Genomic DNA, 8,116 nt, shown 5'->3' on the forward strand with positions numbered 1-8,116 from the left:
TGACCATCTACCAGGGCAACAAGGTCATGGAAGTGTCGGAACACTAAAGCCAGAGAGAAGAAACATTATGAAAAAGAACCAGTTCTTTCGCAGCATAGCCTTTCTTCTCCTTGGCGTAATCCTCTTCGGTTGCGCCCACACAGGCGCGCCGGACCAGGAACTTATAGAAGGCAAGGGCAGAGACTTCACCACGCTTTCGCGGTCCAAGGCCGTGGACGTGGTTGCCGAACCTTATGTGGGCGTCAAGGCCGTGCCCATCCGGGCGGACGAGCAATCCCAGGCGGCCCTGAATACCCATGTGACGTTGCGCAAGCGCGGTACTCTGGGCAGCATTGCCGCCGCTATCGCGGACCTGACGCCGCTGACAGTCCAGGTGGGCGCGGACCCCGCGCCCCTGACCGGCCAGAAAAAGAGCGGCGGCCAGAGCGGCAACCTGGACCTGCCTGACTTGCTGGACGTGCCCGGTTCCGGCCCGTCGCGGATACTGAATATCTCCTATGAAGGCCCCCTGCGCGGCCTGCTGGACAACGTAGCCATCGCCTCGGGCTATGGCTGGGATTACGACGCCAAGACAAATACCGTCGTCTTCTCCCGGCTGTCGGTCCGGACGTTCACCATCCTGGGCGCGCCGGGCAAGCGGGAATACAAGGACAATATCACCAACAAATCCCGTGAGACGACGCGCTCCAGCATCGGCGGTTCCAACGTCAATGCCACGGTGGCCACGTCGGACACGTCCAGTCAGACGGCACAAGCCAACACCACGGACTACAAATTTGACATCTGGGCCGATACCGAAAAGGCGGTCAAGGCTCTTCTGTCTCCCGAAGGTAGCGTGGTGGGCAACCAGGCGGCCGGGACCATCACGGTCCGCGACCGCGCGGAAAACGTCCGCCAGGTCAGCAATTACATTGCCGAGATCAACAAGCGCCTGTCGCGCCAGGTCGCGCTGACCGTCCACGTCTGGGCTCTGGAAGTCACGGACGAAAATGAGGCAGGCCTGGATTTCCAGGTTCTCTTTGCCAACGATGATGTCTCCATCGTCGCCGGCAGCCTTGCTTCCCTGGGCAGTCCGTCTTCGGCCTCGGCGACCATCGTATCCGGCAAACTCAAGAATTCCACGGGTGTTCTGAAAGCCCTGAAGGAATGGGGCAACGCTACGCAGGTCACGTCCGGCGGCGGGCTGATCCTCTCGAACCAGCCCGTGCCCATTCAGGCCATCAAGCGCATTGCCTACCTGGCAGGCTCATCTTCCTCGCAATCCGACTATGGCCAGACGACAGAGATCACGCCCGGCGAAGTCACCACCGGTTTCGCCATGACGATTATCCCTCATATTCTGGATCGTCGGCGCGTGCTGCTGCAATACAGCATCAATCTGTCCAGCCTGGATGAGCTGACCGAGTTCTCGACCAGCGATCTGACGGTGCAATTGCCCAAAACCAGCACTCGCGCCTTCAGCCAGCGCAGCACAATGCAAATGGGTCAGACTCTCGTGCTGGCCGGTTTCCAGGACCAGACGCAGCAACTCGCCAACTCTCTGGGCCTGCTGAACTTCGGACGCGGGGCCAAGTACGGCAAGACGCTGCTGGTCATCACCATTGAGGTGGAAGCCGCCGGCGGCGGGACTGAGGATTAGGGAATGGAACTGGTCATCATCAACAATCATCCCTGGGCCGTGGGCCTGCGCTGGCTGCCTCCCGTCAAACGCCGCTTCGTCGGACACAAGGCGTTGCTGGCCCAGGTCCAGGAGATGGATGAATCCTTTGACGTTTCGGCGCGCTGTCATAGCAAACAGGGCGTCCAGTTCGGCTTCGGCGCTGCGGGCGAGTCCTGGGCGCGGTATGCGCCCATGCCCGCGCTCTGCCCGTGCCTTGATGTGCCGCCTGATTTTCTTGGACTCTTCAGTTTCCGCTCCACGGAAGGGAAAGAATTCTGGTGGCTTCATCTGCGAATCGGCGGTGCTGTGGCCGAATTCGGGGATCAGGTTTTCTACTCCGAACAGGAAGCCAGGGACGCTCTGGCCCTGATGAAGAAGATCGCCGGGCTGCAAGTGGAGACGGGAGACAGCCCGATGGCCAGCGCCATGTTTCTGGAAGACCGGGTACGGCTCACGCCGCTGGAAAAATGGGTGCGCGGCAAAGGGCACCTCTCGAACCTGAAAAAACTGGCCTCGCATAGCACTGTCCGTCGCATGGCCGGGCTTGCCGCAATCGTGACGGTCATACTCAGCGTTGCCTTTTTCTGGAGCTATTACGCGGATCGGGCCGCGCGCGAAGTGGCCCGCCAGGCGCGTCAGGAAAGGATCCAGCGCAAAGCAGATCTGGAAAGTCACCCGGAAAAATTCTTTCCGATGACCTGGCAGGAAAAGCCCCTGGCCACGGACTTCGTGGCTGGCTGCCTGCCGGTGATGATGGATCTGCCCCTGTCTTCCAACGGCTGGGAACTGCAATCAGCCATCTGCAACGGCAAGAAGGTGACGCTGGAATGGAAACACGCCAGCGGCGCGGATTTCATCCGTCTGCCGGACGGCGCGCGCCTGGATGAAAAGGATCTGCGCACGGCGCGTTCCTCCATAGCGCTGAAGCCTGTGGATTCACGACGCCCGGACGGACCCGGCACGGACCATTTCATGCTGTTGAACAGGGAAGAATCCCTGGGCCTGCTTGCGGAAATCACGCAATCAACAGCAACGAAACTTACCCCTCCCAGCTTCAGGCCCCAAAAAGACCGCACCATCGACAAGGTGAAGGTCATAGCCCCGTGGCATGAGGCCAATTGGGAACTTTCCAGCATTCCGGATCTGCTCATGGAATCCAAGACCGGGCCGGACGGCATCGGCCTCTTCGCCATGCTGGCTGAAATCCCCGGCCTGACCGTTGAATCCATCACATTCAATAACGGCTGGTCCATGAAGGGGAGCATTTATGCAAGACACTAAGAAAAAGCTCCAGATGCTTGCCGCCGTGCTACTCGGCATGGCCTGTCTTGGCGTGGCTGGCCTCATCCCTTTCCAGAAATTCGGATCAAGCCCCGCTCCGTCGTTTCCGCCGGCCGTCAGGCCGGCCCAGCCAGTTGCCAAGCCCAAAACCCCAGCCAAGCCGAAGGACACGGCGGCTACGCCCCGCGAAGCCGCCGGAAAAAGTCCGATGGTGCATCAGGCGCAAAATTCCCCCAGCACGCTGGGAGAACTGTCCCGCTATCGCGGGCAAAAGATCATCCTGGAACAGCAGGTGCGGATCGCGGAGCTGGAGCAACGGCTGAAGGATATCTCCCAAGGAGCCAAAAAGCCGGAAATCATCCTGCCGGACCTGATACCACCCAAGAGCAAGGAAAAGCCGGTCGCCGCTCCTGTGGCCGCGCCCAAGCGCGAGCCTGTGGTGGTGTCCGTGCAGGGCGTGGCCGGCAAGCTTACGGCCACTATTCGCACCTCGGAAGGCCGCACTGTTACCGTGAAAAACGGAGGGGCCTTCGGGGGCGGCATTCTTCAGGTGACGCGCAAGGGCGTTTCCGTCCGGCGCAACGGCAAACTTTCATCTATTCCCTTTGAGTAGGTGTACTCATGTCAAGCCGCACGTCTCTGATCAACGCCTTGCCGGAGCATATCCGCGCCCGCGTCGCCTTGGTGGAAGACGCCCTGATCATCTCGGAAGAGCTTCAGGGCCAGATGCCCGTGGTCAACCTTGTTATGCCTCTGCAATCATGCGGAGTCAGCGACTTTCAGTTTGTGCCTCCCAGCCGTTTCGACGCGGAGTTTTCCAGCTACGCCTCCCGTAGCGGCATAGGCGAAAACGAGGTCCAGCAGTTGGCCATCGACATGTTAGCCCGCGCCTATGAGTGCGGCGCGACGGATATTCATATTGCCAACATGGGAACGCATGTCCGCATCCGTTTCCGTGTGCTGGGGCTGCTGCGCGACGATATGGAGCTGGATGTGGAAACGGGCAGCCGCATGATCCGCACTATCTACGAACATTTGGGCGCTGCCCAGGACGCGCCGGCCTTTGATCCCATATCCCGCCTGGATGGCCGTATTATCAATCGGGACTATCTGCCCCAAGGCTTGTATTCCGTGCGTATCCACTCAGAGCCCATTGAGTGCGACGGCGCGCCGGACGGCAAGGGCACTTTCATGCCCTTGCGCCTCATGCACGACACCACAGGCGCGTCCGGCTCCCTGGAAGAGCGTCTGGCCAAGCTCGGCTATACGGACCAGCCCGCGACGCTTGTGGACCGCGAAGGACATGAGCGCACAGCCAGGGCGCAGACGGAACTTTTCCGGGCGTTGTCCGCGCGCACGGGCATTGTCTTCATTTCCGGCCCCACCGGATCGGGCAAGTCCACGGCTCTGGCCCACTGCATGGAAGCTCTCATAGAAGAGCGGCCCGGCGACAACTTTCTTTCCATCGAAGATCCGCCGGAAAAGCCCATCAAGGGCATGTATCAGATCCCGGTCATTTCCAAGGAAGGCGACGAGCGGGGCGACGCCTATACCAACGCCATTGCCGGCACGAACCGCGACGATACCGACACGGTTATGATCGGTGAAATCCGCTATGCGGAAGCAGCACTGGCCACCATTGAGGTGGCGCTGTCCGGCAATGCTGTCTGGGCCACTATCCACGCCGCCGATGCTCTGGGCATCATCCAGCGCCTGGACGTGCAACTCCGCTCCAGGGTCGCGGAACCGCTCAATATCGTCTGCGATCCTATTGTACTTTCCGGCTTGGTCTTCCAACGCCTGGTGCCCAAGCTCTGTCCCCACTGCAAGATTCCGCTACGGGATCATAAAGATTCCATCAGTCCGGACCTGCTCGCGCGCCTGCACCGGATCATGCCGGATGAGATCATCTGGGGCGGCTCCAGGGGAGAGGGCATTTTCGTGCGTGGAACCGGCTGTGAGCGCTGCCAGAATTCCGGGCATCCCGGACTTTATAAGCAGACAGTCGTGGCGGAAGTCGTCGCCGCTGATCCCTGGTTTCTGAGTCTGTTACGCCAGAGAAAACACGAAGAGGCCCGGCGCTACTGGCTCTCGGAACTCCAGGGCATGACCTATCTGGAGCATGCCCGGCATCTCATTGCCACGGGTGTGATCGGCCCGGCCATCACGGAAGAAATGCTGGCCATGCCCATTGACGCGGATCTGGCGCGCCGCCCGCCGTCAGCAAGCCCAAGACAAGGGGAAGCGCCGTGCTTAGCCCCACTGTGAAAATACTTGCCGCGGTATGGTTCGGCGCGGACGTGCGCATGCGAGTCTGGAGCAAGCTGGCTACCCAGATTCGCAACCGTATGACGCTGGAAGAATCCCTCCACCGCCTGCGCGAGCAGGCCGTGGAAAGCCGTTCTCCTCTAGCGGATATCTATATGCATATCATCGGGACCGTCGGCCAGGGGCGTACTCTGGGCGACGCCCTGGCCGGTCTGGCCGGCCAGGAGGAAATCATGCTGATCGCTTCGGCCCAGACCTCGGCCCGTCTGGCCGAAGGTCTGACTCTGGCCGCCAGGGTGCTCAAGGCCAGAGGATCCATCCGCAAAAGCCTGCTGTCGAACCTTACCGGCCCGTGCATGTACTTTGCCGCCTGCATCGCCATGCTGGTCATGATCTCTGTCCAGGTCATGCCCCAACTGGTTATGGTTTCAGATCCCAAAACCTGGACCGGGGCGGCATATCTGCTCTATGCGCTTTCGGAATTTGTCGGATCCTGGGCTGGAGCCCTGGCCGGCATCGGTTTCCTGGCGGCGCTGGTCGCCATCTGCATTTCGTTCCCGTTGTGGACGGGATCGCTGCGCCGCCTTGCGGATCGCTGTATCCCCTGGTCCATCTACAGGCTCACTGTGGGCACGGTCTGGCTCTATACCATCGCCACCCGCATGCAGGCCGGGCATCAGCTCTCCCAGATCCTGAAGGGCATGGTGAAACAGAAATCTTCTCCGTACCTGCGGGAAATTGTCGCGGCCATCCTGCGGCACAGTCGGCATGGAGAAGATTTCGGCAGCGCGCTCCAGGCCTCCGGCATGGATTTCCCCAGCCGGGAGATTGTGGATGACCTGCGCGTCTATGCCCGGATGCCCGGTTTCCAGGCCCATATCATGGAAATCGCCGATACCTGGATAACCGAAGGCGCAGAGCGCGTCGCCGGCTATGCGCGCGTCATCGGCGTTGTCGTTCAATTGCTTGTTTTGGCCCAGCTCGTTCTGGTGGCCATCGTGGGCACAACCTTTCAGGATCAGATTCAGACAGGAGGCTTTTAACTATGGGACACCTTTTGGGAGCATTGGGAGCCCTGCTTCTAGGCCTGATCGTGCTGGCCTATTCGGCCGGCGGCCTCTCTTCGGGCTTCAGCAAATCCAATGTGGCCAGCACGCAGGAAGGGTTGATCATCCTGCGCATGCAGGCTCAGCAATTCTTCGCGGGCACCAACTATAACGGCCTGGACAATGAAGTCGCCATCAAAGCCGGCATCGTGCCGGACACGTTCATCAAGGGAGACGCGCTTCGCAACGCCTGGGGCGGCGATATCACCCTGAGCGCCGATGAGGCCAATGGGCAGTTTTCCATTGAGCTGTTCAATATCCCGCAGGCGGACTGCACACAGCTCGCCCGTTTCCAGAGTAATTCCTGGGCAGGCGTGAGCGTCAACGGGGCCGAGATCGATCCATCCGATCCCGTGGCCGTGACTGACGCCTGCGGCGATACCAACACTGTAACCTATACCGCGCGGTAAATCGCCATGAAAGCCCTCGCCGTGCTCGCTTTTCTTCTTGGAGTGCTCGCCCTGCTGCCGCATACGGCGGACATTTCCCAGGAAGATGCCTCATACCGGGCCGTGGCGGTCAACTATGCCATCTACCGGAATGAGGTCTTTCGCTACGTCTATGAGCACCGGGGGCTTTCCGGCGACATTCCGCTTGCATCCCTGAACATGCCCGAAAGCTGGCGCGCGCTGCGCGCATGGCGCGCCCGTGTGGATGCGGGCCGCTGCTACGTCTATGGCGAAGCCTCTCCGCAGGAGATTGCCGCCGTGCGCCGGCTTTTCCAGGGCAGCTTCGCCCTGGGCATGGCTGATTCCGGCCGCCTGGTCCCGGTGCTCGGCAATGTCATAGCCGTGCCGGGCTTCATCCCTAACGGTTATCTGGTCAGCGTGACGGAGGTGGACTGATGCATCTGCTCGGCGCAATCGGCGCAATCATTCTCCTGATCATCATGATGCCGGGATTTCTCGGCTGGTGGGAAAGCGGCCATACGGCCACGCAGCAGCGCATAGTGGCCAATCACATGACGGCGGTGACGCGGGCGGCCCGGCAATATGTGAACCGGCATCAGGACACCTTGCTGACGCAGGCCTCGGCCAGCGCCGGGCCGTCCGTCACCATTGCGGATCTCATCAATGAGGGCTTTCTCACCGAAGGCTTTCAGCCGCGCAACGCCTGGCTGCAAGAGTATCAGATCCATGTCCGGCAACCGCAGACCGGGACGCTGCAAGCCATTGTCCTGACCACGGGCGGGCGGAACAACGAGACGGACAAATTCCGGAATGTGACCGTTCCCGGAGCCGCCGCCCTGGTGGGCGGTGCCGGCGGCTATGTACCGTCCGGAGTATTGCCCGGACAGACGGAAAACATGCTGCAAGGAGCCGGCAACGGCTGGGTCCTTGATCTGGGATCCGTGGGGATAGCCTCTCCCGGTTCCGGCCATCTGGGCGCGGTGTCCTCGTATGACTCTTCGGCGCTTGGTCAGGATTTTCTCTATCGGGTGGCTGTACCCGGCCAGCCGGAGCTGAACGCCATGCAGACGGAGCTGGACATGACGGATCATGCGATCCGGAATGTCTCGGAACTCCAGTTTGAGGGGAGGGAAATCACGGACGAGTCCTGCGCCAGCGCCGAAGATCAGGGCCGGGTATTTCTGGACAGCGTTCAGGGCCTCTATCTCTGCCGGAATGGATCTTTGGAAATCATCGGCGATTCCGGAAATTCAGCTCTGCTGAAAAACGTCACTGTGGCCAAAAACGGGGATCGGATCACAAAGCCGGTCTGCGCCCCCAACACGGGTACGGCTCCGGCCGTTTTTACCTCGCCCTCCATCGCTGAAGCCGGGCCGGAAGCGCCGCCTCTG

The 8,116-nt window shown here is 60.8% G+C and carries 8 protein-coding genes; all 8 read left to right on the forward strand.

Going from position 1 to position 8,116, the window contains the following annotated elements; genetic code table 11:
* The first annotated feature begins 67 nt into the window (after positions 1-67).
* Positions 68-1,639 carry a secretin N-terminal domain-containing protein gene (locus KH208_RS14460; protein WP_291437463.1) on the forward strand — a complete coding sequence of 524 codons (1,572 nt, stop codon included), beginning with the start codon at positions 68-70 and terminating at the stop codon, positions 1,637-1,639.
* 3 nt (positions 1,640-1,642) lie between these two features.
* Positions 1,643-2,941, forward strand: a complete 1,299-nt coding sequence (pilO2, locus tag KH208_RS14465; protein WP_291437465.1) for a type 4b pilus protein PilO2 — start codon at positions 1,643-1,645, stop codon at positions 2,939-2,941.
* Entirely contained in the window at positions 2,928-3,554 is a 627-nt protein-coding gene (gene pilP / locus KH208_RS14470) for a type IV pilus biogenesis protein PilP (protein WP_291437467.1), read from the forward strand. The genes pilO2 and pilP overlap by 14 nt, the downstream gene beginning before the upstream one ends.
* Before the next feature lie 8 nt (positions 3,555-3,562).
* Positions 3,563-5,209, forward strand: coding sequence for an ATPase, T2SS/T4P/T4SS family (locus tag KH208_RS14475; protein WP_291437469.1), 1,647 nt, complete (start codon positions 3,563-3,565; stop codon positions 5,207-5,209).
* Positions 5,191-6,252, forward strand: a complete 1,062-nt coding sequence (locus tag KH208_RS14480; RefSeq protein WP_291437470.1) for a type II secretion system F family protein — start codon at positions 5,191-5,193, stop codon at positions 6,250-6,252. The genes KH208_RS14475 and KH208_RS14480 overlap by 19 nt, the downstream gene beginning before the upstream one ends.
* A gap of 2 nt (positions 6,253-6,254) precedes the next feature.
* A complete protein-coding gene (locus tag KH208_RS14485) occupies positions 6,255-6,725 on the forward strand; it encodes a type 4 pilus major pilin (protein ID WP_291437472.1) in 471 nt (156 codons plus the stop codon).
* Between the two features lie 6 nt (positions 6,726-6,731).
* Positions 6,732-7,160 carry a type IV pilus biogenesis protein PilM gene (gene pilM, locus KH208_RS14490; protein ID WP_291437474.1) on the forward strand — a complete coding sequence of 143 codons (429 nt, stop codon included), beginning with the start codon at positions 6,732-6,734 and terminating at the stop codon, positions 7,158-7,160.
* Positions 7,160-8,116, forward strand: a 957-nt coding sequence (gene pilV / locus KH208_RS14495) for a shufflon system plasmid conjugative transfer pilus tip adhesin PilV (RefSeq protein WP_291437476.1), incomplete at its 3' end; no start/stop codon positions are given. The genes pilM and pilV, both read left to right, overlap by 1 nt.

The organism is Desulfovibrio sp. (assembly GCF_018379785.1).
Taxonomy (GTDB): domain Bacteria; phylum Desulfobacterota; class Desulfovibrionia; order Desulfovibrionales; family Desulfovibrionaceae; genus Desulfovibrio.

Bases quoted from the DNA above. Each gene is read 5' to 3' on its own strand.
- pilO2 (WP_291437465.1), top strand. From the start codon at position 1,643: ATGGAACTGGTCATCATCAACAATCATCCCTGGGCCGTGGGCCTGCGC.
- KH208_RS14485 (WP_291437472.1), top strand. From the start codon at position 6,255: ATGGGACACCTTTTGGGAGCATTGGGAGCCCTGCTTCTAGGCCTGATC.
- KH208_RS14475 (WP_291437469.1), top strand. From the start codon at position 3,563: ATGTCAAGCCGCACGTCTCTGATCAACGCCTTGCCGGAGCATATCCGC.
- pilM (WP_291437474.1), top strand. From the start codon at position 6,732: ATGAAAGCCCTCGCCGTGCTCGCTTTTCTTCTTGGAGTGCTCGCCCTG.
- KH208_RS14460 (WP_291437463.1), top strand. From the start codon at position 68: ATGAAAAAGAACCAGTTCTTTCGCAGCATAGCCTTTCTTCTCCTTGGC.
- pilP (WP_291437467.1), top strand. From the start codon at position 2,928: ATGCAAGACACTAAGAAAAAGCTCCAGATGCTTGCCGCCGTGCTACTC.